The 26,244-nt window shown below is 71.4% G+C and carries 27 protein-coding genes, 1 tRNA gene and 1 other RNA gene; 17 read left to right on the top strand and 12 right to left on the bottom strand.

Annotated features, from left to right (window positions below; genetic code table 11):
- Window positions 1-28 precede the first annotated feature (28 nt).
- The 4 genes from murI (at window position 29) to ACR9ZG_RS02845 (ending at window position 3,249) form a co-directional block, all read left to right on the top strand.
- Window positions 29-847 carry a glutamate racemase gene (murI, locus tag ACR9ZG_RS02860; RefSeq protein WP_481283311.1) on the top strand — a complete coding sequence of 273 codons (819 nt, stop codon included), beginning with the start codon at window positions 29-31 and terminating at the stop codon, window positions 845-847.
- Window positions 848-907: 60 nt separating this feature from the next.
- The gene (gene rph / locus ACR9ZG_RS02855) at window positions 908-1,663 is read left to right on the top strand and encodes a ribonuclease PH (protein WP_481283310.1); all 756 of its coding nucleotides are present in this window, start codon (window positions 908-910) and stop codon (window positions 1,661-1,663) included.
- A gap of 5 nt (window positions 1,664-1,668) precedes the next feature.
- Window positions 1,669-2,277 (top strand): RdgB/HAM1 family non-canonical purine NTP pyrophosphatase, encoded by a 609-nt coding sequence (rdgB, locus tag ACR9ZG_RS02850; protein ID WP_481283309.1) that lies wholly within the window; start codon window positions 1,669-1,671, stop codon window positions 2,275-2,277.
- 69 nt (window positions 2,278-2,346) lie between these two features.
- Window positions 2,347-3,249 carry a cation diffusion facilitator family transporter gene (locus ACR9ZG_RS02845; protein WP_481283308.1) on the top strand — a complete coding sequence of 301 codons (903 nt, stop codon included), beginning with the start codon at window positions 2,347-2,349 and terminating at the stop codon, window positions 3,247-3,249.
- Between the two features lie 235 nt (window positions 3,250-3,484).
- On the opposite strand, the gene ACR9ZG_RS02840 is transcribed toward ACR9ZG_RS02845, so the two are convergent.
- A complete protein-coding gene (locus ACR9ZG_RS02840) occupies window positions 3,485-4,183 on the bottom strand; it encodes a DedA family protein (RefSeq protein ID WP_481283307.1) in 699 nt (232 codons plus the stop codon).
- 128 nt (window positions 4,184-4,311) lie between these two features.
- On the opposite strand from ACR9ZG_RS02840, the gene ACR9ZG_RS02835 reads away from it, so the two are divergent.
- A complete protein-coding gene (locus ACR9ZG_RS02835) occupies window positions 4,312-4,788 on the top strand; it encodes an SRPBCC domain-containing protein (RefSeq protein WP_481283306.1) in 477 nt (158 codons plus the stop codon).
- A gap of 19 nt (window positions 4,789-4,807) precedes the next feature.
- On the opposite strand, the gene ACR9ZG_RS02830 is transcribed toward ACR9ZG_RS02835, so the two are convergent.
- The 3 genes from ACR9ZG_RS02830 to ACR9ZG_RS02820 all read right to left on the bottom strand — a co-directional run bounded on the left by ACR9ZG_RS02830 (window position 4,808) and on the right by ACR9ZG_RS02820 (window position 7,300).
- Window positions 4,808-4,887, bottom strand: a tRNA-Leu gene (locus tag ACR9ZG_RS02830).
- 16 nt (window positions 4,888-4,903) lie between these two features.
- Window positions 4,904-5,938 carry an LLM class flavin-dependent oxidoreductase gene (locus ACR9ZG_RS02825; RefSeq protein WP_481283305.1) on the bottom strand — a complete coding sequence of 345 codons (1,035 nt, stop codon included), beginning with the start codon at window positions 5,936-5,938 and terminating at the stop codon, window positions 4,904-4,906.
- A 69-nt stretch (window positions 5,939-6,007) separates the two neighbouring features.
- On the bottom strand, window positions 6,008-7,300 hold the full coding sequence (locus ACR9ZG_RS02820; RefSeq protein ID WP_481283304.1) for an MFS transporter: 1,293 nt from the start codon (window positions 7,298-7,300) through the stop codon (window positions 6,008-6,010).
- A gap of 84 nt (window positions 7,301-7,384) precedes the next feature.
- Here ACR9ZG_RS02820 and prfB point away from each other — a divergent pair, with 84 nt between their 5' ends.
- The 6 genes from prfB to ACR9ZG_RS02790 all read left to right on the top strand — a co-directional run bounded on the left by prfB (window position 7,385) and on the right by ACR9ZG_RS02790 (window position 12,702).
- The gene (gene prfB / locus ACR9ZG_RS02815; protein ID WP_481283303.1) at window positions 7,385-8,503 is read left to right on the top strand and encodes a peptide chain release factor 2; all 1,119 of its coding nucleotides are present in this window, start codon (window positions 7,385-7,387) and stop codon (window positions 8,501-8,503) included.
- Window positions 8,504-8,583: 80 nt separating this feature from the next.
- Window positions 8,584-9,756: a cell division ATP-binding protein FtsE gene (gene ftsE, locus ACR9ZG_RS02810; protein ID WP_481283302.1), complete on the top strand. Its 1,173-nt coding sequence runs from the start codon at window positions 8,584-8,586 to the stop codon at window positions 9,754-9,756.
- Window positions 9,753-10,658 carry a permease-like cell division protein FtsX gene (ftsX, locus tag ACR9ZG_RS02805; RefSeq protein ID WP_481283301.1) on the top strand — a complete coding sequence of 302 codons (906 nt, stop codon included), beginning with the start codon at window positions 9,753-9,755 and terminating at the stop codon, window positions 10,656-10,658. The genes ftsE and ftsX overlap by 4 nt, the downstream gene beginning before the upstream one ends.
- A gap of 69 nt (window positions 10,659-10,727) precedes the next feature.
- The gene (gene smpB / locus ACR9ZG_RS02800) at window positions 10,728-11,204 is read left to right on the top strand and encodes an SsrA-binding protein SmpB (protein WP_481283300.1); all 477 of its coding nucleotides are present in this window, start codon (window positions 10,728-10,730) and stop codon (window positions 11,202-11,204) included.
- A 76-nt stretch (window positions 11,205-11,280) separates the two neighbouring features.
- Window positions 11,281-12,021, top strand: coding sequence for a tyrosine-protein phosphatase (locus ACR9ZG_RS02795; protein ID WP_481283299.1), 741 nt, complete (start codon window positions 11,281-11,283; stop codon window positions 12,019-12,021).
- A gap of 66 nt (window positions 12,022-12,087) precedes the next feature.
- Window positions 12,088-12,702 (top strand): DUF5666 domain-containing protein, encoded by a 615-nt coding sequence (locus tag ACR9ZG_RS02790; protein WP_481283298.1) that lies wholly within the window; start codon window positions 12,088-12,090, stop codon window positions 12,700-12,702.
- 12 nt (window positions 12,703-12,714) lie between these two features.
- Here the strand turns inward: ACR9ZG_RS02790 and ACR9ZG_RS02785 are convergent, their stop codons facing one another.
- Window positions 12,715-13,380 (bottom strand): SIMPL domain-containing protein, encoded by a 666-nt coding sequence (locus ACR9ZG_RS02785; RefSeq protein ID WP_481283297.1) that lies wholly within the window; start codon window positions 13,378-13,380, stop codon window positions 12,715-12,717.
- A gap of 124 nt (window positions 13,381-13,504) precedes the next feature.
- Here ACR9ZG_RS02785 and ssrA point away from each other — a divergent pair.
- Window positions 13,505-13,900, top strand: a transfer-messenger RNA (tmRNA) gene (gene ssrA / locus ACR9ZG_RS02780).
- A 146-nt stretch (window positions 13,901-14,046) separates the two neighbouring features.
- On the top strand, window positions 14,047-15,975 hold the full coding sequence (gene phoA, locus ACR9ZG_RS02775; protein ID WP_481283296.1) for an alkaline phosphatase: 1,929 nt from the start codon (window positions 14,047-14,049) through the stop codon (window positions 15,973-15,975).
- Between the two features lie 180 nt (window positions 15,976-16,155).
- Here the strand turns inward: phoA and ACR9ZG_RS02770 are convergent, their stop codons facing one another.
- Both ACR9ZG_RS02770 and ACR9ZG_RS02765 read right to left on the bottom strand, forming a co-directional pair.
- Window positions 16,156-17,007 carry an alpha/beta fold hydrolase gene (locus tag ACR9ZG_RS02770; protein WP_481283295.1) on the bottom strand — a complete coding sequence of 284 codons (852 nt, stop codon included), beginning with the start codon at window positions 17,005-17,007 and terminating at the stop codon, window positions 16,156-16,158.
- The gene (locus tag ACR9ZG_RS02765) at window positions 17,004-18,059 is read right to left on the bottom strand and encodes an adenosine deaminase (RefSeq protein WP_481283294.1); all 1,056 of its coding nucleotides are present in this window, start codon (window positions 18,057-18,059) and stop codon (window positions 17,004-17,006) included. The genes ACR9ZG_RS02770 and ACR9ZG_RS02765 overlap by 4 nt, the downstream gene beginning before the upstream one ends.
- 96 nt (window positions 18,060-18,155) lie before the next feature.
- Here ACR9ZG_RS02765 and ACR9ZG_RS02760 point away from each other — a divergent pair, with 96 nt between their 5' ends.
- Window positions 18,156-18,611: a DUF2809 domain-containing protein gene (locus ACR9ZG_RS02760; RefSeq protein WP_481283293.1), complete on the top strand. Its 456-nt coding sequence runs from the start codon at window positions 18,156-18,158 to the stop codon at window positions 18,609-18,611.
- Here the strand turns inward: ACR9ZG_RS02760 and ACR9ZG_RS02755 are convergent.
- Genes ACR9ZG_RS02755 through ACR9ZG_RS02745 form a run of 3 tightly spaced genes read right to left on the bottom strand, consistent with a single transcriptional unit; the run spans window position 18,514 to window position 21,627 of the window.
- Complete coding sequence (locus ACR9ZG_RS02755) at window positions 18,514-19,494, bottom strand: NAD(P)H-quinone oxidoreductase (RefSeq protein WP_481283292.1); 981 nt, start codon at window positions 19,492-19,494, stop codon at window positions 18,514-18,516. The genes ACR9ZG_RS02760 and ACR9ZG_RS02755 overlap by 98 nt on opposite strands.
- Window positions 19,494-20,750: an ABC transporter permease gene (locus tag ACR9ZG_RS02750; protein ID WP_481283291.1), complete on the bottom strand. Its 1,257-nt coding sequence runs from the start codon at window positions 20,748-20,750 to the stop codon at window positions 19,494-19,496. The genes ACR9ZG_RS02755 and ACR9ZG_RS02750 overlap by 1 nt, the downstream gene beginning before the upstream one ends.
- 1 nt (window position 20,751) lies before the next feature.
- Window positions 20,752-21,627 carry an ABC transporter ATP-binding protein gene (locus ACR9ZG_RS02745; RefSeq protein WP_481283338.1) on the bottom strand — a complete coding sequence of 292 codons (876 nt, stop codon included), beginning with the start codon at window positions 21,625-21,627 and terminating at the stop codon, window positions 20,752-20,754.
- 166 nt (window positions 21,628-21,793) lie between these two features.
- On the opposite strand from ACR9ZG_RS02745, the gene ACR9ZG_RS02740 reads away from it, so the two are divergent.
- Window positions 21,794-22,291, top strand: coding sequence for an SRPBCC family protein (locus tag ACR9ZG_RS02740; RefSeq protein ID WP_481283290.1), 498 nt, complete (start codon window positions 21,794-21,796; stop codon window positions 22,289-22,291).
- Between the two features lie 3 nt (window positions 22,292-22,294).
- Here the strand turns inward: ACR9ZG_RS02740 and ACR9ZG_RS02735 are convergent, their stop codons facing one another.
- Window positions 22,295-22,525 (bottom strand): hypothetical protein, encoded by a 231-nt coding sequence (locus tag ACR9ZG_RS02735; RefSeq protein WP_481283289.1) that lies wholly within the window; start codon window positions 22,523-22,525, stop codon window positions 22,295-22,297.
- A gap of 173 nt (window positions 22,526-22,698) precedes the next feature.
- On the opposite strand from ACR9ZG_RS02735, the gene ACR9ZG_RS02730 reads away from it, so the two are divergent.
- Together ACR9ZG_RS02730 and ACR9ZG_RS02725 are read left to right on the top strand one after the other, a co-directional pair.
- Entirely contained in the window at window positions 22,699-24,180 is a 1,482-nt protein-coding gene (locus ACR9ZG_RS02730) for an anaerobic C4-dicarboxylate transporter family protein (RefSeq protein WP_481283288.1), read from the top strand.
- A gap of 25 nt (window positions 24,181-24,205) precedes the next feature.
- On the top strand, window positions 24,206-25,558 hold the full coding sequence (locus ACR9ZG_RS02725; protein WP_481283287.1) for a M20/M25/M40 family metallo-hydrolase: 1,353 nt from the start codon (window positions 24,206-24,208) through the stop codon (window positions 25,556-25,558).
- Between the two features lie 38 nt (window positions 25,559-25,596).
- Here ACR9ZG_RS02725 and ACR9ZG_RS02720 read toward each other — a convergent pair whose 3' ends face one another.
- The gene (locus tag ACR9ZG_RS02720; RefSeq protein WP_481283286.1) at window positions 25,597-26,124 is read right to left on the bottom strand and encodes a DUF1269 domain-containing protein; all 528 of its coding nucleotides are present in this window, start codon (window positions 26,122-26,124) and stop codon (window positions 25,597-25,599) included.
- Window positions 26,125-26,244 lie beyond the last annotated feature (120 nt).

Genomic DNA, 26,244 nt, shown 5'->3' with positions numbered 1-26,244 from the left:
ACGGCGGCGGGGGATAGGCTGGTGTGCTGTGACGGATGCGCCGATCGGGATCTTCGACTCAGGGGTCGGCGGGCTCACGGTCGCCCGCGCGATCCGCGACCAGCTGCCGAACGAGTCCATGCTCTACGTCGGCGACACCGCGCACTCCCCGTACGGGCCGAAGCCGATCGCCGAGGTGCGGCGGTACTCGCTCGAGGTGCTCGACTTCCTGGTCGACCAGGGCGTGAAGCTGCTCGTGATCGCCTGCAACACGGCGTCCTCCGCGGTGCTGCGGGATGCGCGCGAGCGGTACTCGGTCCCGGTCATCGAGGTCATCCAGCCGGCCGTGCGCCGCGCGGTGGCGGCGACCCGCACCGGGCGCGTCGGCGTGATCGGCACCGTTGGGACCATCGCCTCCCGCGCCTATGAGGACGCGTTCGCCGCTGCTCCCACCCTGCAGCTGTTCTCGCAGGCGTGCCCGCGGTTCGTGGAGTTCGTGGAGGCGGGCATCACCAGCGGCGACGAGGTGCTGCGGGTGACCGCCGAGTACCTGGCGCCGCTGCGCGAGGCCGATGTCGACACGCTCGTCCTCGGCTGCACGCACTACCCGTTCCTGAAGGGCGCCATCTCGTACGTGATGGGGGAGGGCGTCTCGCTCGTCTCCAGCGACACCGAGACCGCCAAGGACGTCTACCGCACGCTCGTCGGCGGCGGGCTGGAGCGCCGCTCGCCCGCTCCGCCGACCATCCGCTACGAGGCCACCGGGCTCGACGCGGACAACTTCCTGCGCCTCGCGCACCGCTTCATCGGCCCGGAGGTCTCGCAGGTCGACCTGGTGACCACCGGCGTCATCGAACTGCCACGCTGACCGACCCGTGCTGACCGGCGCCCGCCGACCGACGCCCCCACCACCCTCGAGGAGACGACCGTGACCGACACCACCCGCGCCGACGGGCGCACCGCCGCCCAGCTGCGCCCCGTGACCATCGAGCGCGGCTGGAGCCGCCAGGCCGAGGGCTCCGCGCTGATCTCGTTCGGCAACACGCGCGTGCTCTGCACCGCCTCCTTCACCAACGGCGTCCCCCGCTGGATGTCCGGCAAGGGCCGCGGCTGGGTCACCGCCGAGTACGCGATGCTGCCGCGCTCCACCAACGAGCGGATGGACCGGGAGGCCGTCAAGGGCAAGGTCGGCGGCCGCACGCACGAGATCAGCCGGCTGATCGGCCGCAGCCTCCGCGCCGTCGTCGACATGAAGGCGCTCGGGGAGAACACCATCGTGCTCGACTGCGACGTGCTGCAGGCCGACGGCGGCACCCGCACGGCGGCCATCACCGGCGCGTACGTCGCGCTCGCCGACGCCCTGGAGTGGGGGCGGCAGAAGCGCTTCATCGGTCAGAAGGCGACGCCGCTCATCGACTCCGTGTCGGCCGTCTCGGTCGGCATCATCGACGGCACGCCGATGCTCGACCTCGCCTACGTGGAGGACGTGCGCGCCGAGACCGACATGAACGTCGTCGTCACCGGCCGCGGGCTGTTCGTCGAGGTGCAGGGCACGGCGGAGGGCGCGCCCTTCGACCGCGCCGAACTGAACTCCCTGCTCGACCTCGCGCTCGGCGGCACGACCGAGCTCGCCGGCCTCCAGCAGGCAGCGCTCGCCTCCTCCGCCTTGGGCATCGAAGGCTGAGCCGGATGGTCCGCGTCGTCCTCGCCACGCACAACCCGCACAAGGCGCGGGAGTTCCAGCAGATCCTCGGCGACGCCGTTCCCGGGCTCGAGATCGTCGCCTACGACGGCCCGGAGCCGGTGGAGGACGGCGTCACCTTCGCCGAGAACGCCCTCATCAAGGCGCGCGCGGCGGCGGCGCACACCGGCCTGCCCGCGCTCGCGGACGATTCCGGGATCTGCGTCGACGTGATGGGAGGCGCGCCCGGCATCTTCTCGGCGCGCTGGGCAGGGCGGCACGGCGACGCGGAGGCCAACCTCCGCCTCCTGCTCGACCAGCTCGCCGACCTGCCGGAGCCCGCTCGCGGCGCGCACTTCACCGCGACGCTCGCCCTCGTCGTCCCCGGTGCGGAGCCGACGGTCGTGCAGGGGATCTGGCCTGGTCGCATCGCGCCGGAGGCGCGGGGCGAGCACGGCCACGGGTACGACCCGATCTTCGTGCCCGACGGTCACGACGTGACGGCCGCGCAGCTCTCGCCCGAGGCGAAGAACGCCGAGAGCCACCGGGCGCGCGCCTTCGCGGCGATCGCTCCGGCGCTGCGCGCGCTCGCCGAGCGGCCGTCGGCGGCGGGCTGAGAACGGCACTCATTCCCAACTAGGCCGCGGGCCTGGCGGGGCGGCCGACTTCTATCTACCGTAGAAGCGATGAGTCACTCCCACGGCCACGAGGCCAACCGCAACCGGCTGCTGATCGCGATCGCGATCGTCGCGGCCGTGCTCGTCGTGGAGGTCGTGGGGGCTTGGTTGAGCGGCTCGCTGGCGCTGCTGGCCGACGCGGGGCACATGCTCAGCGACGGCACCGGCCTGGTGATCGCGCTGATGGCGACGATCGTGGCGGCGCGACCGGCGACCGACCGGCAGACGTTCGGCTTCCGGCGCGCGGAGGTGTTCGGCGCCCTGATCAACGGCCTCATCCTGGTGGCCGTCGCGGTGGGCGTGGCGATCGGCGCCGTCTCGCGGCTGGTGTCGGGGGAGGCGGAGGTGCACAGCCTCCCGATGCTCGTCGTCGCGGTGATCGGCCTGCTGGCGAACCTGGTGGCGCTGCTCGTGCTGCGCCCCTCCGCCGGGCAATCGATCAACATGCGCGGCGCCTACCTGGAGGTGCTGGGCGACCTGATCGGGTCGGTGCTGGTGATCGCCGCCGCCCTTGTGATCATGACGACCGGGTTCCTCCCGGCGGATGCGATCGCGTCGCTGGCGATCGCCGCGCTCATCCTGCCGCGGGCGTTCGTGCTGCTGCGCGACGTTGTGCACGTGCTGAGCGAGTCGGCGCCGGCCGACACCGATGTCGCCGAGATCCGTCGGCACATCCTCGGCACGGCCGGCGTGGTGGCGGTGCACGACGTGCACGTGTGGGCGATCACGTCGGGCGCGCCGGTGTTCACGGCGCACGTGGTGGTCGAGCCGGCGGTGTTCCGCTCGGGCGACACCGGGCGCCTGCTCGACGACCTCTCCGGATGCCTGGCGAAGCACTTCGACGTCGAGCACTCGACGTTCCAGCTGGAGCCGGCCGAGCACGCCGCCCACGAGGACGAGCTGCACCGCTAGCGGCGCGCTCCCACCGCGTCCGCAACTCCGGAGGCCCGGCTTGACGCGCCGCTGTGTGGCCGGTAACTCCGGAGGGTGCGGCCGGGATTCGGCCGGGCTCCGGAGTTACGCGCGCTGGCCGCAGCATCCGCAACTCCGGAGGATCGGAGCGGGACGCGGCGAAGTACCGGAGGAACGGGTCCGGCGGCGGCGCGTCGCGCAGCGCCTCCGGAGATGCCGACGACGCGGCGGCGGCTCAGATGTCGGGCGTCGGCGCGGGGTGGGCGGCCGCCTCGGCCGCGCGCTTGCGCTTTGCCTTGCGGAGCGACTGGAAGTAGTGGAACAGCGTCGGCACCAGGGTGATCACCACGGCGCCGATCAGGATGATGTCGATGTAGCTCGAGACGAAGTCGGCGACCGGCGGGATGTAGCCGATGAGGTAGCCGAACAGCGTCAGCCCGGCGCCCCAGAGCAGGGCGCCCATCGCGTTGTAGAGCGAGTACTTGCGGTAGTTCATATGGCCGACGCCCGCCGCGACCGGTGCGAAGGTGCGCACGATCGGGACGAACCGGGCGAGGATGATCGCCAGCGCGCCGAAGCGCTCGAAGAAGGCGTTGGTGCGGCGCACGTTCTCGATGCTGAACAGTCCGCTCTCCCTGCGTTCGAAGATGCGCGGACCCGCCTTGTGGCCGATGAGGTACCCGACCTCGCCGCCGAGGAAGGCGCCGAACGCGATCGCGAGGCAGACCCACCAGATGTCGACGCCGAACACCAGCGACGTGTGGGTCAGCAGGCCCGAGATGACGAGCAGGGTGTCGCCCGGCAGCAGGAAGCCGACCAGCAGGCCGGTCTCGGAGAACACGATCGCGCAGACGACGAGCAGGGCCCACGGACCCGCCGCCGAGATGATGGTCTCTGGGTCGAGCCAGGGGATGAGGCCGGCGTGGTGGATCACGTGTCTCCAGACGGGTTCAGGGCGATGCAGCCGAGTCTAGCGGCGGTAAGCTGCGCGCTCCGTGAAAAATCCGCAGCGTGCGGCAAGATCATCCTGTGGTCTGACAACGAGGAGGCTGGGAGGCGCCCATGACCGGAGTGCTGCACGAGACGTTCACCGTGACGCGGCAGCTGGAGGCACCGCCGGAGCGCGTGTTCGCGGCGTTCGGCGACGACGCCCTGCGCCGGCGCTGGTTCCGCCTGCCCGGCCACTCGCCGGAGTACCGCCACGTCTTCGCGGTGGGCGGCGGGGAGGAGGCGCACAGCACCTTCACGCACCCGGACGGCAGCGTGGAGCGCCTGCAGTACCGCTCGCGCTATCTCGACATCGTGCAGGACCGGCGGATCGTGTTCGGGTACGACTCCCTCGTCGACGACGTGCTGCGCTGGACGTCGCTGGTCACGGTGCTCATCGAGCCGGAGGGCGACGGCAGCGTGCTCGACTGGACGGAGCAGGTCGCCTTCCTGGTCAGGACCGGCGACGGAAGCGCCGATCTGCCCCACCTGCGCGGCGGGACGATCCTGCGCCTCAACGGGCTGCCGGCGGTTCTGGAGCAGGCCGCCTGAGCCGGCACGGCGAGCACGGTGCGGGAGAAGGGACTCGAACCCTCACGCCGAAGCACAGGAACCTAAATCCTGCGTGTCTGCCAGTTTCACCACTCCCGCGGCGCGCTGAGCGCGGCTACGACAATAGCTCATGCACGCGCGGCGCGACCCGCGTGCCGTACAGCTCGATCGCCCGCATGAGGTGGTCGTGGCCCAGCGTGCCGTTGCTGATCTTGAGGTCGAACCGCGACAGGCCGAGCCCGCGAGCGGCGTACGCGATCTTGTCGGCGACCGTCTCCGGCGAGCCGACGAACAGCGCGCCGTCGGGGCCGGCCTCGTGCTCGAAGCGGGCGCGGGAGGCCGGCGGCCAGCCGCGCTCGGCGCCGATCCGGTTGGTCATCGCCTCCCAGTGCGGCCACAGCAGGTCCTTCGCCTCCTCGTCGGTCGCGGCGATGAAGCCGGGGGAGTGGACGCCGATCGGCAGGGTGGTGTCCTGCTCGAACTGGCCGAGCGCCTTGCGGTAGAGCTCGGCGAGCGGCTGGAACCGCATCGGGCCGCCCCCGATGATGGCGAGCATCAGCGGGAGTCCGTAGTGCGCAGCCCGGATGACCGATTCCGGGCTGCCGCCCACGCCGATCCACGTCTTCAGGAGGCCGTGCTCGAGGTGCGGGTAGACGGACTGGCCGTTCAGCGCCGGGCGGAGGGATCCCTCCCAGCTGACCGGCTCCTGCTTCCGGACCTCGGCGAAGAGGTTCAGCTTCTCCTCGAACAGCTCCTCGTACTGGCCGAGGTCGAAGCCGAACAGCGGGAACGACTCGATGAACGAGCCGCGGCCCAGGATGACCTCCGCCCGGCCTCCCGACACGCCGTCGAGGGTCGCGAAGCGCTGGAAGACGCGCACCGGGTCGTCGGAGCTCAGCACGGTGACCGCCGAGCCGAGGTGGATCCGTTCCGTGCGGCCCGCGATCGCGGCGAGCACGACCTCCGGCGCGGAGACGGCGAAGTCCTTCCGGTGGTGCTCGCCGATGCCGATGAAGTCGAGACCGACCTGGTCGGCCAGCACCCCCTCCTCGACGACGTTGCGCAGCACCTGGGCGTGCGGGAGCGGGCTGCCGTCGGCGCCCAGCGTCACGTCGCCGAAGGTGTCGATCCCGAGTTCGAGCGCGGCCATGGTCCAGTCCTCCCGTCGGTGCGCCCGGTATATGCGAACGCATGGAGGTGAACGGCCCCCGCCCGAAGGCTATTCCGCGACGGGCCCGTCGGCGGCCGGACGGGCCGGCGGCCGCCGCGGCACGTACCGCGGGATGTACCGGCCGAGCAGGACGGCGCCGACCAGCCCCAGTGCGCCCATCACGCCGCTCGCGAAGGCGATCGAGACCAGCGCGGTGAGCAGCGACACCACGAGCGGAGCGACCGCCTGACCGGCGTCGCCCGCGAACCGCCAGGCGCCGAGGAAGGCGGCGGGGCTCTCCTTCGGCGCGAGGTCGGCGCCGAGCGTCATGATGATGCCGGAGCCGATGCCGTTCGCGACCGCGAGGAAGACGGAGACGCCGATGTACCAGGCCACCCGCGCGTCGAGGTCGTGCGAGAACGCGAGCACCAGGAAGCCGAGGCCCAGCCCGAGCATGGAGGGGATGGCGCTCCACATCCGGCCGAACCGGTCCATGATCTGGCCGCTCGCGTAGAACAGCGCGAAGTCGACGGCGCCCGCGATGCCGATGATGAGGGCCGTGTTCGACTCGCTGAGGCCGATCGACACCGCCCACAGCGGGAGGAGCACCGTCCGGGCCGAGCGCACGGCGGCCACGAGCGACACGCCTCCGCCCATCCGCGCGAGCACCGCGCGGAACGACCAGATCGTGCGGAACAGGCCGTGCGTGCGCTCCTCGGCCTCCTCCTCGCCCGCGGTGACCATCGCGCCGGAGGCGTCGGCGGTGCGCGGGCTCGGCCCGAACATCCGCTCGGGGTCCGGCAGGGCGAGCAGGACGACCACCGAGCCCAGGCAGCTGACGATGAAGATCCAGAACACCGACTGGGTGGAGCCGGTGAGCGCGATCACGGCGGAGGCGATCAGCGGCCCGACGAACCAGCCGGCGCGGAACACGCCGCCGAGCGTCGAGAGCGCCCGCGCGCGGAACCGGGCGGGCACGTACGTCGTCATGAAGGCGTGCCGCGCAAGGGCGAACACCGCGGTCGAGAGCCCGACGACGAAGATGCCGCCCGTCAGGACCCAGTAGTTCGGAGCGAGGAGGCAGACGACCACGCCGAGGACCGCGACCGTCGCCGCGCCGATCATCGCGCGGCGCTCGCCGATGCGCGCGACGATCCAGCCGCTCGGGATGTCGCCGGCGAGCTCCCCGAGCATGATCATCGAGGCGATGAACCCGGCCATGGCGAGGCCGGCGCCGAGGTTGCCCGCGGCGATCGGGATGATCGGGATGATCGCGCCCTCGCCGATCGAGAACAGCAGCGTGGGGAGGAACGCGGCCAGGGCGACGGAGCGGAAGCTGAAGGGGCGCTCGTCGGAAGTCATCTCGTTAACAGGCTACAACTTCCGTCGCGGGCTTCCCGGGCTTCCCTGCTCCCGTCCGGCGGCGGCCGGTAGGCTGGACGCGACATGATCGAACTCGACCTCTCCCAGCAGATCGCCGACCTGCGCTCGACGCTCTCCGACATCCAGGCCGTCGTCGACGTCGACCGGCTCCGCGCCGACATCGCCGACCTCAGCGAGAAGGCGGGTGCTCCCGACCTCTGGGACGACACCGCGAACGCGCAGAAGGTGACCAGCGCGCTCAGCCATCGCCAGTCCGAGCTCAACCGGATCACCTCCATCGAGCAGCGCCTCGACGACCTGGAGGTGCTGGTCGAGATGGCCAACGAGGGCGACGACGAGGAGTCGGCGACCGAGGCCCGCGCCGAGCTGGAGGCGCTGCAGAAGGCGCTGGGCGACCTCGAGGTGCAGACCCTCCTGAGCGGCGAGTACGACGACCGCGCCGCGATCGTGACCATCCGCTCCGGCGCCGGCGGCGACGACGCCACCGACTTCGCCGAGATGCTGCTGCGCATGTACCTGCGGTGGGCGGAGCAGCACAAGTACCCGGTGAAGGTGATGGACACCTCCTACGCCGAGGGCGCTGGCATCAAGTCGGCGACATTCGAGGTCGACGTGCCGTACGCCTTCGGCACGCTGTCGGTCGAGGCCGGCACCCACCGCCTGGCGCGCATCAGCCCGTTCGGCTCCGCCGACAAGCGGCAGACGTCGTTCGCGGCGGTCGAGGTCATCCCGCTCATGGAGGAGGCCACCGAGGTGGACATCCCCGAGGGCGACATCCGCATCGACGTGTTCCGCTCCTCGGGCCCGGGCGGCCAGTCGGTCAACACGACCGACTCCGCCGTGCGCATCACCCACCTCCCGACCGGCATCGTCGTCTCGATGCAGAACGAGAAGTCGCAGATCCAGAACCGCGCCGCCGCGATGCGCGTGCTGCAGACGCGCCTCCTGCTGCTCCAGAAGGAGGAGGAGGCCGCCAAGAAGAAGGAGCTCGCCGGCACCATCACCGCGAGCTGGGGCGACCAGATGCGCTCCTACTTCCTCTACGGCCAGCAGCTCGTGAAGGACCTGCGCACCGGCTACGAGTCCGGCAACCCGCAGACGGTGTTCGACGGCGACCTCGACGGGTTCATCGCCGCGGGCATCCGCTGGCGTGCCGGCAACAAAGCCGAGGCTCAGGCGTAGTCCACCCGACGCTCAGGCTTGGGACCGCCTGGCATGTCGCGGTGCCGGTTCGGCCGGTTCGTGTCTAGTCTCTAGACGTCATGATCCGGTTCGAACACGTATCCAAGCAGTATTCGGGCACCACGCGTCCGGCGCTGAACGGCATCAACCTGGAAGTGCTGCGCGGAGAGTTCGTCTTCCTCGTCGGCGCCTCCGGTTCCGGCAAGTCCAGCTGCCTGCGCCTCATCCTCAAGGAGGAGAAGCCGACCAAGGGGAAGATCCACGTCCTGGGTCAGGACCTCGGCACGATCTCCTCGCGCAAGGTGCCGTACTTCCGCCGCAACATCGGCGTCGTCTTCCAGGACTTCCGCCTGCTGCCCAACAAGACGGTCTTCCAGAACGTCGCCTTCACGCTGCAGGTCATCGGCAAGTCCCGCGGGTTCATCCAGGAGGCCGTGCCCGACGTGCTCAAGATGGTGGGCCTCGAGGGCAAGGAGCAGCGCCTCCCCAACGAGCTCTCCGGCGGTGAGCAGCAGCGCGTCGCCATCGCACGTGCCGTCGTGAACAAGCCGCAGATCCTCCTCGCCGACGAGCCGACCGGAAACCTCGACCCCGCGACCAGCGCCGGGATCATGGCGGTGCTCGAGCGCATCAACGCCGGCGGCACCACGGTGCTCATGGCCACGCACGAGGCGGCGATCGTCGACCAGATGAAGCGCCGCGTGATCGAGCTGGTCGGCGGCCAGATCGTCCGCGACGAGCGGCACGGCGGATACGGCTTCACGGCCGCGATCCCGGTGGCGCAGGGGGCGCACGCGGCGCAGCCGCAGCAGGTGCCCGCGCAGCACGCGGCGGCGCAGCACGCGGCGGTGCAGCACGCGGCGGTGCAGCACGCGCCCGCTCAGCACGCGCCCGTCCCCGCCGCCGCTCCCGTGCCGGCAGCGGTCCCCGTCGCCGCTCCCGCCGCGCAGCCGATGACGCGGCCGCACGCTCCCACCGGCAACCCGACCGGTCCGGTGTCCGTGCCGCAGCCGGTGCAGCAGCAGCCGCAGCCGCAGCAGCCGGTGCAGCAGCAGCCGGCGCCCGCCGCTGCGCAGCAGCCCGCGCCCGACCGCTATCCCGCTCCCGTGCAGTTCGCGACAGCGCCCGTGCCGCCGGCACCGGCCTCGGAGGAGCTGCCGGAGCACTTGAACTTCACCGCGAACCTCGACCTGCGCGGCCTGCGCGAGGGCGACGAACGCGACGGCGAGCAGAATGTGGGGCCGACGAAATGAGATTCGGGCTCATCTGGTCGGAGGTCGCCAACGGCCTCCGCCGCAACCTCTCGATGGTCGTCTCGGTCATCCTCGTGACCTTCATCTCGCTGACCTTCGTCGGCACCGCGGTGCTGCTGCAGCTGCAGATCGGCCAGATGAAGACCTACTGGTACGACCGCGCCCAGGTGGCGGTGTACATGTGCACCGAGACCGACAACTGCCAGGGCGGCGCCGCGACCGAGCAGACCATCGCCGCCGTGCAGAAGCAGCTGGAGTCGCCGGAGCTGTCGCCGTACATCCAGAAGTTCTACTTCCAGGACCAGCAGCAGGGCTACGAGCAGTTCCAGCAGCAGTTCAAGGGCAACCAGATCGCCGACTTCGTCACGCCGGAGATGATCCCGCAGACGTTCTGGGTGAACCTCAAGGACCCGAACAACTCGGCCGTGCTCACCGAGACGCTGTCGGGCGCCGCGGGGGTGCAGAGCGTCGTCGACCAGCGCAGCTACCTCGACCAGATCTTCAGCATCCTGAACGCGGCCAGCCTCACGGCGATCGGCATCGCGGCGATCATGCTCATCGCGGCCGTGCTGCTGATCGCGACGACCATCCGGCTCTCCGCGTTCTCACGACGGCGGGAGATCGGGATCATGCGGCTGGTCGGAGCATCGAACCGCTTCATCCAGACCCCGTTCATCATCGAGGGCGTGATCGCGGCGCTGATCGGCTCGATCCTGTCGTGCGTCGTCATCTCGCTGCTGGTGCAGTATTTCGTGCGCGGGTACCTGGGCGAACGCATCCAGTCGATCAACTTCGTGTCGATGGAGCAGGCGTGGCTGGTCATCCCGGTGCTCGTCATCATCGGCGTCGTGCTCGCGGCCGCCAGCGCGAACTTCGCGATCAAGCGGTATCTCAAGGTCTAGCGCTAGACTGGTCTGCTGCCCGGCCGCGTGCCGGGTGGCATCCCGTCGTCCGATCGTGAGGAGTGAGCCGTGCCCAAGGAGAAGGGGCAGAAGGTGGTCGCCACCAACCGCCGCGCCCGTCACGACTACCTCATCGAGGACACCTTCGAGGCCGGCCTGGTGCTGACCGGCACCGAGGTCAAGTCGCTGCGGCTCGGCCGGGCGTCGCTCGTCGACGGGTACGGCTTCATCGACGGCGGGGAGGCGTGGCTCGACGCCGTGCACATCCCCGAGTACGCCGACGGCACCTGGAACAACCACGCTCCGCGGCGCAAGCGCAAGCTGCTGCTGCACAAGCAGCAGATCCTCAAGATCGAGAGCAAGGTCAAGCAGGGCGGCTACACAATCGTGCCGCTGCAGATCTACTTCAACGACGGCCGGGCCAAGGTCGAGATCGCGGTCGCCAAGGGCAAGCGCGAGTACGACAAGCGCCAGGCGCTGCGCGAGCGGCAGGACAAGCGCGAGGCCGAGCGTGCGATGTCGAGCCGGCGGCACCTGGGGGAGTGATCCCGGCCGCGGCGGCCGTGCAGGCGGCGGGTGCGTCGGCGGCGGGTGCGTCGGCGGCGGGTGACAGACTGAGCGCATGACCACTCCGGCCCGGCCCCTCCCCGTCAACGGCACGTACAACTTCCGCGACGTCGGCGGCTACCCGACCGACGGCGGGACGACCCGCCGGGGCAAGCTGTACCGCTCGGACGGGCTCGCCCGGCTCGGCGAGGATGGCCGTGCGGCCCTGCGCGAGCGTGACGTGCGCGTCGTCATCGACCTCCGCGACGACTTCGAGGTGACGGCGCAGCCCGACGACCTGGCGGGGCTCGACGTCACCGTGCTGCACCTCCCGGTGTTCGAGGGGTCGGGGGCCTCCGCCTCCACCATCGGCGCGACCCTCGTGGACCTCTACGAGAAGATCGTGCTGCAGCACCGCGACGTCGTCGTGCGCGCCCTGCGCGAGATCGCCGACACCGGGGAGGACGCCGTCGTCGTGCACTGCACCGCCGGCAAGGACCGCACCGGCATGGTCGTCGCCCTCGCCCTGCTCGCCGTCGGCGTCGACCGCGAGACGGTCATCGCCGACTACGCCGCCACCCAGGCGAACCTCGACGGGCCGTGGCTGGAGGGGATGATCGCCATGATCCGCAGGCACGGCGTCGAGGTCACGCCCGACCTGCGCGTCATCCTCGGCGGCAGCCCGCCCGAGGCGCTGGAGGCGGTGCTCGACCTCATCGACCGCGAGCACGGCGGGGTGCACGAGTACCTCCTCGACGCCGGGATGGACGAGCTGGAGCTCGCCAAACTGCGCTCGGTGCTCGTCCAGCCGGCCTGAGGGTTCACACCCGGTTCATAACGAGTTGGCAGCCCCGTTTCGGCCGGGTGGTGCTTGCATGAGTCCATGGACGATCAGCCGCAGGAGCCGGAGGCGCGCGCGCCCGAGCCGGGAGCGCCCGCGCCGGGAGCGCCCGAGCCGGGTGCAGCGGAGCCCCACGAGCCGTTCTACAAGCGGCACGGGCTGGCGTTCGCGATCTCGACGCTCGTCCTCGGGGTGATCGTGCTGTTCGGCGCGGTCGGCGTCGGCGCGTTCACCGTCGCGACGTTCGCCTCCCGCGCGGCACCCGTGATGTCGTGGCTCGGTCAGATGGACCGGGGCGATCGCGGGGACCGGGGCGATCGCGGGGACCGTGGCGAGGGGCAGCCTCCGCAGAACCCCGGCTCGCAGAAGGCGCTCGTGCGCGGGACCATCGACTCCATCTCGGGCTCGACCTGGAAGCTCACCACCGACGCGGGCCGCACGGTCACGGTGAAGCTCACCTCCTCCACGGTGTACGGCCACCCGGGCGCGGAGGGAGGCTCGGCCTCCGATTTCGCGGCGGGCGACGAGGTGATTGTCGTCGGCACGCGCTCCGGCGGCACGGTGACGGCGACGCGCGTCCTGAACCTGGCCGACTTCCCGCTGCGTCCACCGTCGACGCCCGCACCGCCGGCGACGCCGGGCTCCGGAGACCTCTGAGGCCGTCGCGGATCAGGACGCGGCGAACCGCGCGTGCACCTGAACCGCGATCGTCAGCTCTTCTGGCTTGAGGGCGAGCGTGGCGCTTCCCGTGTCGGAGGCGACGCGAGCGAACATGGGCTGCGGCGGCTGCGGGGGAGCGGCGCCGTCGCCGAGCATGCCGGGGTCGCTGAGCGCGAGCGGGCGCACGGCGGAGAGGCCGAGGCTGGTCGCGTAGACCGTGGCCTTGGCGACGGCGTTCTCGACCGCGCGGCGGCGCGCCTCCTGGGTGAGGGTCTGCCGCCGGGCCTCGGTCAGCCCCCAGGTCACCCCCTCCACCTGCACGCCGTCGAGCAGGGACACGACGCCGACCCAGTCGGAGAGCGCGCCGAGCTCGCCGAACACCGCCTCGACGCCCACCTGGGCGCGGTAGACGACCGGGAGCTGACGCCCCTCCTGGTTCCACGGGCGCTCGCCCCACACGCGCAGGCTGTCGGACGACCACTGGGTGACCGGGGCGGAGGCCCCCTCGTGCAGGTCGCGCAGCTCGCGGGCGAGCTGCTGATGCCGCTGTGCGGCCAGCGCCAGCGTCTCCTCCCGGTCCTCGCCGTCGTAGGCGATCAGGAGGCGCACCGTGCCGCGCTCGGAGGGGTGGCGCAGCTCGTACTCGCCCTGGACGGTGATGATCGTGTCGGCCATTCCCCGATGCTGGCATAGAACGCGGGTCTGTGGTGTTGTATGATGAGAAGCTCGCCGGAGACGGCGACCAGCACCTCCACAACTCAACAGCGCGTGACTGCGACCCGGCCAACAGGCCGCGCATGGGGATGATCGGTTTCGACATTGCCTGCGTGACTGTGAGAAGCGGGTCGAGGATGCATGCTTATCTCGTTAACGATGCATGCGAAAAAATAAGTGCCAATTCCAAGAGCACTGTCTCGGCCAAGGCCGACTTCGCCCTCGCGGCGTAAGTTCACCTCCGCCATTTAGAGAGACCGTCAGACCGGGAATCGTCCTCTACCCGGATCCTGGCGTCAGCTAGAGGACTTGCTTCTGCGTTGAGCATCAGGGCGCAGAGGGACTTCCACTGATACTGGGCCCGTCGGATCAGGTGCCAGCGACAAGATCCGGGGCCGAGAACACGTCTGCACTGGCTACGCCCGTAGAAGGCACATGACCACAGCAGTGGACGGGGGTTCGATTCCCCCCATCTCCACCATCAGGTCGCAGTCACGCGTTGTTCGAGTAGTGCGAGCGTGTCCTTGCTGAGGATGTTCACATCGTCGCCGACCCCCGTTCACGGGTGGTTCACGGCGCACCGGTGGGCTGTGAGGCGTTCCCTCTCCTCGAAAGGATCACCTCACCATGTCCTTCTCCTCCTCGCGCCGGCGCGGCGGCGTGCTGGCGCTCGCGGCGGCCTCCGGGCTGCTCGCCGCCGCCCTGCTGCCGGCGCCGGCCTTCGCGGCGCCCTCCGACCCCGGCGGCGCGACCCGCGACCAGCAGGACTCCACGGCGGCGCTGCGCGCGTCGATCGCGAACGGTCCGGCCAAGAACGTCATCCTCCTCATCGGCGACGGGATGGGCGACAGCGAGATCACCGTCGCGCGCAACTACCAGTACGGCGCCGGGGGGATGCTGCCGGGCATCGACGCCCTCCCGCTCACCGGGCAGTACACGACCTACTCGCTGTACAAGGACGGCGCGAACAAGGGCAAGCCGGACTACGTGCCCGACTCGGCCGCGACCGGGACCGCGTGGTCGACCGGCACCAAGACCTACGACAACGCGGTGGGCGTCGACATCGACGGCACGCCGCACGCGACGCTGCTGGAGCTCGCCCGTGCCAACGGCCTCCGGACGGGCAACGTGAGCACCGCCGAGATCCAGGACGCGACCCCGGCCGTCGAGGTCGCGCACGTCGGCGCCCGCTCCTGCTACGGCCCCGACAGCGCGACCTGCGGCGCCGACGCGCTCGACAAGGGCGGCCTCGGCTCGATCAGCGAGCAGCTGCTCGACGCGCGCGCCGACGTCACCCTGGGTGGAGGCTCCACCTCCTTCACGCAGACCGCCAAGGCCGGCCAGTGGCAGGGCGAGACCCTGTTCGAGCAGGCGGAGGACCGCGGCTACCAGGTCGTCGGCGACGCCGCCGGCCTCGACGCGGTGACGGAGGCGGACCAGGACAAGCCCCTGCTCGGCGTGTTCACGCCGGGCAACTTCCCGACCCGCTACGCGCCGACCACCGCGACCGTCGGCGGCGCCGACCAGGCGCCCGTCTCCTGCCAGCCCAACCCGGACCGCCTCGACACGAAGCTCTCGCTCGCGTCGCTGACGAGCAAGGCGATCTCGCTGCTCGACAAGCCAGGCGGCGACGGCTTCTTCCTGCAGGTGGAGGGCGCCAGCATCGACAAGCAGGACCACTCGGCCAACGCCTGCGGCCAGATCGGCGAGACGGTCGACCTCGACGAGGCCGTGCAGGCCGCGCTCGCGTTCGCGAAGAAGGACGGCAACACGCTCGTGATCGTGACCGCCGACCACGCGCACACCAGCCAGATCGTCGACTCCACCCCGCCGTCGACCCTCAGCACCGCGCTGACCACGGCCGACGGCACCGTGATGAAGGTCGCCTACGGCACCGCCGCGGCCGGCGGATCGCAGCAGCACACCGGAGCGCAGCTCCGCATCGCGGGTTACGGCCCTGGCGCCGCGAACGTCGTCGGCCTCACCGACCAGACCGACACCTTCTTCACCATCGCGAACGCCCTGCAGCTGGAGCGCAGCTACGCGAAGCTCAGCGCCGGCGCCAAGGCGACCGCCTCGAAGAGCACCGTGAAGCCGGGCGAGGAGTTCACGGTGACGCTCAGCGGCTGGGCCGGCGACCGCCAGGTCGGCGGCGTGGTGCAGTCCGACCCGGTGACGCTGCCGCGCACCGACGTCCTGAGCGGCTCGGCGACGGTCACCGTCACCGCTCCGGAGGATGAGGGCCAGCACACCGTGACGCTCACCGGAGCGCAGAGCGCGGTGCAGGTCGTGGTGCCGTTCGAGGTCACCGCCGACGGCGCGCCGTCCGGCGGCACCCCGGGCGGTGCGGGCGGCGGCGCCGGTGCCGGCGGTGGCGCCGGTGGCGGCACTGCGGGCGGCGACCCGGCCGCGGTGGCCGGTTCGGCGGCGAGCGCGCTGGCGTCGACCGGCTCGGTCGTCGCGCCGATCGTGGTCGTCGCGCTCGCGCTGCTGCTCGGCGGCTACCTGCTCTGGACCCGCGGGCGCCGCGGCGTGAACGGAGTGTCGCGCGGCTGACGCGGCTGACGCGGCGACATCTGCGACGGGCGCCTCGCGAAGGATCGCGGGGCGCCCGTTCGCGTCGTCGCGCCTCCCGCCGGCCCAGTGCCCAGTCGAGGCGCGTAGCCGGGAGTCGGTGTCGTCACGCCCCCGCCGGCCCAGCGCCCAGTCGAGGCGCGTTGCTCGCGGTCGGTGTGGTCACGCCTCCCGCTGGGCCAGCGCCCAATCGAGACCCGTCGCCAGCGCCGTGAGCACCGAGACGTGGCCCTCGCGGGGGCGCAGCCAGAGCTCGGCGGTGGGGAGGCGCTCCAGCTGGCGGTGGGCGTGGAGGGGAGGCACGACGCGGTCGCGGCCGCCCTGGACGAGGAGGACCGGGGCGGGGATCGTCGCGAGGTCGACGCCCCACGGGGTGACGTAGGCCACGTCGTCGTCGATCTCGCCGTCATGGCCCGCCGCTGCGCCGGCGGCGGCGTCGGCGCCGAGGGCCCGCCACGGGCCGTCGAGGGCCGCGTAGTCGCGGTCGATGAAGCTGTTCGGGTCGAATCCGGCCGTCTGCGCGTGGACGGCACGCGCCTCCCGGCCGAGCAGGGCCGTGCCGGTGCCGCTCGGGTCGGCCATGCCCGCGAACCAGTCGGGGCCGCCGTCGTAGGGTGCGATGCCCGCGATCACCAGCACGGCGCCCACCCGGTCCGGCGCGAGCGCGGCGCAGGCGAGCGCGTGCGGGCCGCCTCCGGAGGCTCCGGCGGTGATCAGCCGGTCGGCGCCGAGCGACGCGGCCACGGCGAGCGCGTCGCGGGCCGCGTCGGCGACGCTGCGGCCGGGGAGGGGCGTCGAGCCCGGGTAGCCGGGGCGCGCGCAGGAGACCACGCGGATGCCGCGGGCCGCCGCCGCGCGGGCGATCGGCTCGATGACGGCGCCGGTCTGCGGGGTGCCGTGGTGCCACAGCAGCACTGGCGCGCCGGCGTCTCCGCCGGTATCGAACCAGCGGACATCACGGCCGTCGGAGGTGACGAACGTGCCGGAAGTGGCGGGTGCCGGCGACGGTGTCATCCGCGCCACGCCTCCAGCTCGCGTCGCAGCTCCGCCTTGCGGTTGGCGGAGGCGAAGGAGGCGTCGATCGACGTGCGCGCGTACCACTCCGCCTGGGACGTCGTCAGGCCCAGCGCGTCACGCACCGCGATGAAGTTGTCTCCGGCGTAGCCGCCGAAGTACGCCGGGTCGTCGGAGTTGATCGTCACCGCCACCCCGGCCTCCGCCAGCCGGTCCAGCGGGTGCTGCGCGAGGTCGGGCGTCGCCTGCAGCCGCTGGTTCGACAGCGGGCAGACCGTGAGCGGGATGCGCTCGCGGGCGAGCCGCACGATCAGGGCCGGGTCGTCGAGGGAGCGGATGCCGTGGTCGATGCGCTCGGCGCGCAGCAGGTCGAGCGCTTCGACGACGTACTCGGCGGGCCCCTCCTCGCCCGCGTGCGCGACAGCGTGCAGCCCCTCGGCCCTGGCGCGCGCGAAGACGTCCTGGAACAGCGACGGCGGGTAGCCGACCTCGGCGGAGTCGAGGCCGACGCCGAGGAGGCGCTCGCGCCGGGTGAGTGCGGCGCTCAGCGTGCGGTCCGCCGACGCCACGGGCTGGTCGCGCAGGAAGCACAGGATGAGACCGCCGCTGATGCCGAGGTCGCGCCCGGCCTCGTCGAGTGCGCCGCCGATCCCGTCGATCACGGTCTCGATGGCCACCCCGCGCGCGGTGTGCGCCTGCGGGTCGAAGAACAGCTCGGCGTGCCGCACGCCCTGCTCGGCCGCCCGGCGCAGGTAGGTGCGGGTCAGCTCGGCGAAGTCGTCCTCCGTCTGCAGCACGGCCATCGTCGCGTAGTAGAGGTCGAGGAACGACTGCAGGTCGCTGAAGTCGTACGCCGCCGCGAGCTCGTCGACCGACGCGAACGGCAGCGCCACGCCGTTGCGGCCGGCCAGCTCGAAGGCGAGCTCCGGCTCGAGCGTGCCCTCGATGTGGAGGTGCAGCTCGGCCTTGGGGAGCGAGAGGAGCGCCGCATCGGACGGCTGCCTGGTCGGAGCGGGCCGGTCGGCGGAGGCGGGGGAGGTGCTGTCGGTCATGCGTTCGATCCTGCCACCTGCGCCCGCCGCGCTGCGGGCCGATCGTCATTCTGTGGAGGGACGCGGGCCTCCACAGGGCGCGGCTAGTCTGCGGGAATGCGATCCGGACGACGACGAGCCGCCCTGGCCGGCGCGGCGGTCGCCACGGTCGCGGCGGGGCTCGCCGTGCACGTCGCCGTCCCCGGAGGGCCGGGAGAGGTTCTCGGCGACGCGCTCTACGCGGCGCTCGTGTACCTCCTCGTCGCCGTCGTCGGCCCTGGGCTCCGGCCACCGGTCGCGGCGGCCGTCGCGATCGCCGCCTGCGCGGCCGTCGAGCTGCTCCAGCTCACCCCGCTGCCTGCGTTGCTCGCCGCCGCCGCGCCTCCGCTCGCCCTGGTGTTCGGCACGACGTTCCAGGCGACGGACCTCGTCGCGTATGCGGCGGGCGCGGCGGTCGCGGCCGCCGTCGACATGCTCAGCCGACGCGCAGCAGGATCTTCCCGAGGTGCGCGGACGACTCCATCCGCCGATGCGCCTGCGCCGCGTCGGCCAGGGGGAACACCGCGTCGATGACCGGGCGCACGCGACCGTCCGCGAGGAGCGGCCACACGCGGTCGCGCACGTCGGCGATGATGGCGCGACGCTCCTCCAGCGGCCGGGCGCGGAGCGTCGTGCCCCAGAGCCGTGCGCGCTTGCGCATCAGCAGCCCGATGTCGAGGGAGGCCGGGGTCCGGTCGCGGGTCGCGATCGCCATGATGCGGCCGCCGGTGGCGAGCGCGTCGAGATCGCGGGCGATGTAGGCGCCGCCGACGATGTCGAGCACGACGTCGACGCCGCGGCCGTCGGTGAGGGCGAGCGCCGCGGCGACGAAGTCCTGCGTGCGGTACTCGACGGCGGCGTCCGCGCCGAGGCCGCGGCAGAACTCGGCCTTCTCAGGGCTGCCGGCCGTGGCGATCACGGTCGCGCCGAACGCGCGGCCCAGCTGGATCGCCATGCTGCCGATGCCGCTCGACCCGCCGTGCGCGAGGAGCGTCTCGCCGGCGATGAGCCCGCCCAGCTGGAACACGTTCGACCAGACGGTCGCGACGACCTCCGGGAGCCCGGCGGCCTCCACCAGGTCGACCTCCTCCGGCACGGGGAGGACCAGACCGGCGTCGACAGTGACCAGTTCGGCGTAGCCGCCGCCCGGCAGCAGCGCGCACACCCGGTCGCCGACGCTCCAGCCCGCCACCTCGGCGCCGACCGCGTCGATCGTGCCGGACACCTCCAGCCCCGGCCACTCCGGCGCACCGGCGGGCGGCGGGTAGAAGCCGCGCCGCTGGCTGAGGTCGGCGCCGTTGAGCCCGGCCGCGGCGACCCGGATGCGCACCTCTCCCGGCGCGGGCGACGGGTCGGGCACCACGGCCTCCCGCAGCACCTCCGGACCGCCGGGCTCGCCGACGACCACCGCGCGCATCAGGCGCCGGTCCGCTCGGCGGCCCGCTCCGGCGCGGGGGAGCGGCGGCCCAGCACGTCGCGGATGCGCACCTTGCTGGAGTACTCGATCGAGCCGTACCGGAACAGCCGCACGGCCAGCCGCAGCACGATCGCGGCCAGCACGAACAGCTCCACGATGATGATGATCGCCTGCCACAGCGGCAGCGAGCCGAACGCGTTGAGCAGCAGCGCGGTGATGGGCGCGGTGTACGGGAAGAACGCGAGGATCTGCACGATCGGCGACTGCGGCGAGCTGATCGCGAAGCCGGAGGCATACAGCGGGATCACCACGGCGAAGATCACGACCGAGAACACCGGGGCCGCGTCCTTCGCCGTCGGCATGACCGCGCCGACCGCGACCAGCGTCCCGGTGAACAGGGCGAAGCCGCCGATCAGGATCAACGCGCCCACGATCATCTTCTGCGGATCGAACACGAGCCCGCTGAGATCGAGGTCAGGGATGTTCAACTGGTCGCGGAAGAACAGGTACCCGATCAGCACCGGCAGCGCGAACGCCGCGATCTGGATCAGTCCGATCAGGAACAGCGACACCACCTTGCCGATCAGCAGGTTGGTCGGGTTGATCGTGGTGAGGATCATCTCGGTGACGCGGTTCTCCTTCTCCTCCAGGGTGGAGTTGAGCATCTGGTTGCCGAGGAACACGATCACGACGAAGAACGCGGCCAGGAACACCAGCGCCGGGAGGATGGCCTCGAACCCCGGCGCGACGGCGCCGTCTTTGAAGGTCGTGGTCGAGGTCTTCACGTCGCCACGGAGCACGGCGACGTCGGTGGGGGAGTCGAGCCGCTGCTCCACGCTGGTGGCCAGGAGGCTCTCGGCGACGGCCGCGTACCGGCTGTTCTGGAACAGGCCCGCGTCGGCGCCCCAGATCCGGACCTGCTCGGTGGCTGGGTCGGCGGGGTAGTCGAAGTAGGCCGTCGTGCCGCCGATCTGCACCTCCTCGACGCCCTCCGCGCTGCTCTCGATCGCGCTTCCGCCGTACTGGCGGGCGAGGCCGGGATCGATCAGGCCGGAGGCGTCGGTGTAGAGGAACTCGAAGCGCGCGTTCTTCTGCTCGTCGGCGGTGGTGGAGGTGGAGACGTTCGACGCGACGATGAGCGCGCCGAGCCCGAAGACGAGCAGCGGCAGGATGAGCGTGATCGCCCAGAACCGCTTCTTCGTCACCGTGCGGCTGAACTCGAACGAGATGACGGTGGAGAGGTTGTGCCTGGCCATGTCAATCCTCCTGGCGGCTCTCGGCGCCGTAGACCTCGACGAAGATGTCGTCGAGCGACTTGCGGGTGGGGGCGAAGCGGGTGACACGGACCCCCGCGTCCACCAGCTCGCGGAGGATGGCGGCGGGGTCGGCGCCGGGAGCGGGCTCGAGCTCGGCGCGGCCGGCCGCGTCGGAGAGGACGCGGTAGGAGGCCGACGCCGGCAGGGCGCCGTCGTGGTCGACGTGCACGATCGTGCCGCCGAACTGCTCCTGCACCTCGGTGACCGTGCCGTAGGCGCGCGAGACGCCGTCCTTGAGGAGGATGACGCGGTCGCAGAGGCGCTCCACCTCCTCCATCTGGTGCGTCACCATCATGACCGTGGAGCCGGCGCGCTTCTGGTCGGCGATGATGTCCATCAGGAGGCGCCGGTTGACCGGGTCGAAGCCCTTGGTCGGCTCGTCGAGGATGAGCAGCTCCGGCTCGTTCATGATGGTCACGCCGAGCTGCACCTTCTGCTGCTGGCCGCCGGAGAGCTTGTCGAGGCGCACCTTCTCCTTGTCGCCGATGCCGACGCGCTCGAGGTAGGTGCGGGACCAGCGCCTGGCCTGCTCGGCGCCCAGCCCCTTCAGCCGGCCGAAGTAGACCATCACGTCGATGACGGACTCCTTCTTGTAGAGGCCGCGCTCCTCCGGCAGGTAGCCGAGCCGCTCCCCGGCCTCCGGGCTGAACGGGCGGCCGTCGATGTGGAGTACGCCGGCGGTCGGCTGGTAGATGCCGAGCAGGGCGCGGATCGTCGTCGTCTTGCCGGAGCCGTTGCTGCCGAGGAACCCGAACGTCTCGCCCCGGGCGATGTCGAAGGAGAGGTCCCGGATGACCGTGGTGCGGCCGAAGTCCATCCGGAAGCCGGCGATGTGGACGAGGGGATCGGTGGGGGCTGCTGCGCTCACCCGGCCAGCCTAGGGGGACGGGAGGGTGTTGACGCCATGACCTGCGGCGGCTACCATATTCAACGAATCGGTTGATAAAGCCGTTGGTTGGATATGAGAGCGAAGGAGCAGGATCATGACCGACGAGAGCACCACGCGCAGCACCAACGCGGTGACCATCACCGCGCCCGAGGGGCTGCCCTTCATCGACATCGCGCGCGAGTTCGACCACCCCGTGGAGCGCGTCTTCCGCGCCTACCGCGACCCGGAGCTGGTCAGCCGCTGGCTCGGCCCGCGCGGCTACGAGATGCGGATCGACGAGTACGACTTCACGACAGGAGGGCGCTACCGCTACATCCACCGCGACGGCGACCAGGAGTACGCGTTCAACGGCGTGTTCCATGTGGTCCGCGACAACGAGTTCGCGATCCAGACCTTCGAGTTCGAGGGCTACCCGGACGTGGTGAGCATCGAGTCCGTCACCTTCGAGGCGCTGCAAGGCGGCCGCACGCGCGTCACGGGCCACGCGGTCTACCCGAGCCTGGAGGCGCGCGACGGCATGGTGGCCTCCGGCATGGAGAAGGGCGTCACCGAAGGATACGAGCGCCTCGACGAGGTGCTGGCGGGGGAGTGAGGCTCAGGTGAAGAGCGCCCACTCCGCCCGGCGGAGCTCGGTCTCCTCACCGCGCACGCAGACGTACCAGGTTCCCTCGTCCCGGTGGCGGTACTCCGCGAGGAGAGTGGTGTAGTGCCACTCTCCTCGCTCGTGCGACCAGTGCACGAGCGAGATCAGCTGCCCCTGCCGCAGGTACGGGACGGCGCAGAAGTCGTCGTGGACGGTGGTGGTCATCGTCAGATCGGTGTTCATCCGGATCCCTTGCCTCTCCACTCGCGCGGCCCCCCGAGCAACCGGTGCCCGGAAGATAACGCCTGGTGGCACCGATTGGCTAGAGCCGATCGCGGCGCCGCCGGGCCGCGGGAAATCGGTTATTCCGTTCCGCGTTCCGCGGGTGCATCCTGATGCCGAGCAGGGAGGCCGCCATGGAGATCGCACTGGTCATCGTTCAGGCGTGCGTGGTCATCGGCGCGATCGTGCTGGGCGTCCGGACCGGGGGGATCGGCCTGGGCCTCTGGGGCGTCGTCGGCACCGCGATCCTCGTCTTCGTCTTCCGGCTGCCGCCGGGATCGCCGCCGATCGACGCCTTCTTCATCATCATCGCCGTGATCACCGCGTCGAGCGCCATGCAGGCGGCCGGCGGCATCGACTACCTCGTCTCGATCGCGTCGAAGATCATCCAGCGCAACCCGAGGCGCCTGACGTACGTCGCGCCGCTGGTCGCCTTCGTCTTCACCGTGCTCTCCGGCACCTCGAACATCTTCTTCGCGCTCATCCCCGTCATCTACGAGACGGCGTACCGCAACGGCCAGCGGCCGGAGCGCGCGCTGGCCTCCTCGACCGTTACCTCCGGCCTCGGCATCACGGCCAGCCCGGTGTCGGCGGCGATGGCGGCGTACCTGGTGCTGATGGAGTCGAAGGGCTTCGGCCTCCCGCAGGTGCTGCTCATCACCATCCCGTCCGCGATCATCGCCTGCCTGGTGACCTCGCTCGTCCAGCAGCGGATCGGCAAGGAGCTCGTCGACGACCCGGTGTTCCGCAAGCGGGTCGAGGCCGGCACGGTCGAGGTGCCGGCGGCACTGTCGGCGCGGTACGACCGGGCGACGGCCGCGGCGGCGGGCGGAGCGGCCGGCACGGCGACGGGGGCGCCGACGGAGGCGGCGGGGGCCACCGCTGTCGCCACCAAGCCGCCGCGCAGCCGCGGGCGACTCTCCAAAGAGGAGGCGTCCTCGATCGAGCACCCGGTGCCGCCCGGGGGAGCGACGGCGGCGTGGATCTTCGTCGCCGGGACGCTGATCGTGGTCGCGCTTGGCCTGTTCCCCGGCCTGCGGCCCGCCTTCCCCGACGAGGACGGCGCCCTCACGCCGCTCGCGATGGCGGTCGTCATCGAGATGGTGATGTTCACCGTCGCGCTGGTGATCATCCTGGTGCGCCGGGTCAAGCCGTCGGCCGTGGTCGAGCAGCCGCTGCTGCGCGCCGGATTCGTCGCCGCCGTCGCGCTCTTCGGCATCGCCTGGATGGCGGACACCTTCATCTCGGCCAACGAGGAGACCATCATCAAGCCGCTCGGGGAGCTCATCCAGGCCAACCCGCTGCTGCTCGCGGTGGCCTTGTTCATCGTCTGCGGCCTCACCACCAGCCAGTCCGCGACGACGAACACGCTCATCCCGATCGCGCTCGCCGCCGGGCTCGGACCGGGGGTCATCACCGCGATGTGGCCGTCGCTGATCGGCGTGTGGCTGTTCCCCGCGAACGGCTCGCAGATCGCCTCGGTGGAGACGGACCGGACCGGGTCGACCAGGTTGACCCAGGTGCCGGTGTGGCATTCGTTCACCATCCCGATGCTCGTCTCGTGGGTCGCCGTCGTCGCGTCCGGCCTGCTCATCCAACTCGTCGTCCCGCGCTGACCGCACGACCGACAGGGGGTCACTCATGACAGACACCGTGGCCGACACCGCCGCAGCGGCGGAGGCGATCATGCCCGACGTGCTCGAACGGCTGGACGCACTGGTGCGCATCCCGTCCGTCGCGTTCCCGGGATTCGACCCGGAGCCCGTGCACCGGATGGGGCAGGCCGTCGTCGACCTGTTCCGGGCCGCCGGTGCGGAGGACGCCCGGCTGCTGGACGTGCCGGGCGGCTATCCGTGCGTGTACGCCGACCTGCCCGGGCCGGAGGGAGCGCCGACCGTCCTGCTGTACGCCCACTACGACGTGCAGCCGGCGCCGGAGAGCCAGGGCTGGACGAGTGCGCCGTGGGAGCCGACGCGGAAGGCGGACGGCCGCATCTACGGCCGCGGCGCCGCCGACGACACGTCGGGGCTCGTCGCCAACTACGCCACGTTGAAACTGCTCGGACCCGACCGCCCGTGCCGCGTCATCCTGCTCTCGGAGGGGGAGGAGGAGACGATCTCGCACCTGGAGGCGTTCGTCGAGGCCCATCCCGAGCTGTTCCGCTGCGACGCGGCGGTCATCGCCGACATCGGCGGACAGGAGGTGGGGCGCCCGGGGCTCACGACGGCCCTCCGCGGCGACGTCGCGTGCACGGTCACGGTCAGGACCCTCGCGAACCCGGTGCACTCCGGCATGTTCGGCGGCGCGGCCCCCGACGCGCTGACCGCCATGATCCGCATCCTGGACACCCTGCACGACGCGAACGGCGACACGGTGATCCCCGGCGTCGACGCCGGACGTTGGGAGGGCGCCGACATGGACGAGCCCGTGTACCGGGAGGGCTCCTCCATCCTCCCCGGCGTCGACTACCTCGGCACGGGCTCGCTCGCCGACCGGATCTGGATGAAGCCATCGGTCACGGTGCTCGGCATGGACCTCCCGAGCACGGCGGAGGCGTCGAACGTCCTCCTGCCGTCGGTCACCGCGAAGCTGTCGATGCGGGTGGTCCCCGGCTCGGACGGCGACGCGCAGCTGGAGGCGCTGATGGCGCACCTGCGGGCCCAGCGGCCGTGGAACTGCGAGGTGGAGGTCGAGAAGGTGAAGGTCGGCCACGCCTTCCGCGTCGACGAGCAGCACCCGGCGATCCGTGCGGCGATGGACGCGATGCAGGAGGCGTACGGGGCGCCGGTCGAGTCGATCGGGAGCGGAGCCTCCATCCCGCTGGTGGCCTCCCTGCAGAAGGTCGCGCCCGGTGCGGCGATCGTGCTGTGGGGCGCGGAGGACACCAAGCAGTCCCGCATCCACGCCTCCGACGAGTCGGTGGACCCGGACGAGATCCGGCGGCTGATCGCCGCGCAGGTGCTGTTCGTCAAGCACCTGGCCCAGGCGGGCTGACCGGGGGCCGGTGCCCAGGGGGACCGCGTGCGGCCGGGTCACTCGGCGGCGTCCTGAACCTCGTCGTCCAGCTTCTCCTCGTCGACGGCGATGTCCTTGCGGGTGACCGAGGTGGCGTGCGTCAGCAGGCCGACGATCTCGTCCGCCTTCTCGGGCTCCACGACGACCACGATCCCGGCGCTGCCGGCGTGCAGGGTCTCGCTGATCGTCTTGAGCCCCTCGGCGGACGACTTCTTGGAGATGTGCCCCGCCAGCGCCCCGATGCCGGCGCCGGCCCCGCCGCCGGCCAGGAGCGCTCCGCCCAGCGCGACGGCGGGGAACAGCGCGACGACGAGCCCGCCCGCGAGACCGATCGCGAGGCCCTTGCGGCCGCCGTGGTGCTTCGCGCCGTCGTCCCGCTTCGGGATCGACACCTTCCCCTCCATGTCGCGCACGACAACGGCGGCGTCGAACGACGCGTGCCTGCCGGCGTCCTTGTAATGGGCGTGCAGCGCGTCGAAGTCGGCCACCGCCTCGTCTTCGCTCGCGTACTGCGCGGCGATCGCCGTGTATGGCTGATCGGCCATGTCCCGCTCCTCTCACCAGCCGGGACCGGTGCCCGGCGCTCCTCCTGCCGCCGGAATGGCGGCCTGTGCGCACGCTAACCGGTGGGGGGAGGGTGTGGCACCAGCGGGACGGCAGGGGAG

The organism is Leifsonia sp. KNZ12-8B (genome assembly GCF_056755495.1).
The sequence above is the reverse complement of the archived record's forward strand: the minus strand, read 5'-3'. Positions and strand labels throughout refer to the sequence as shown.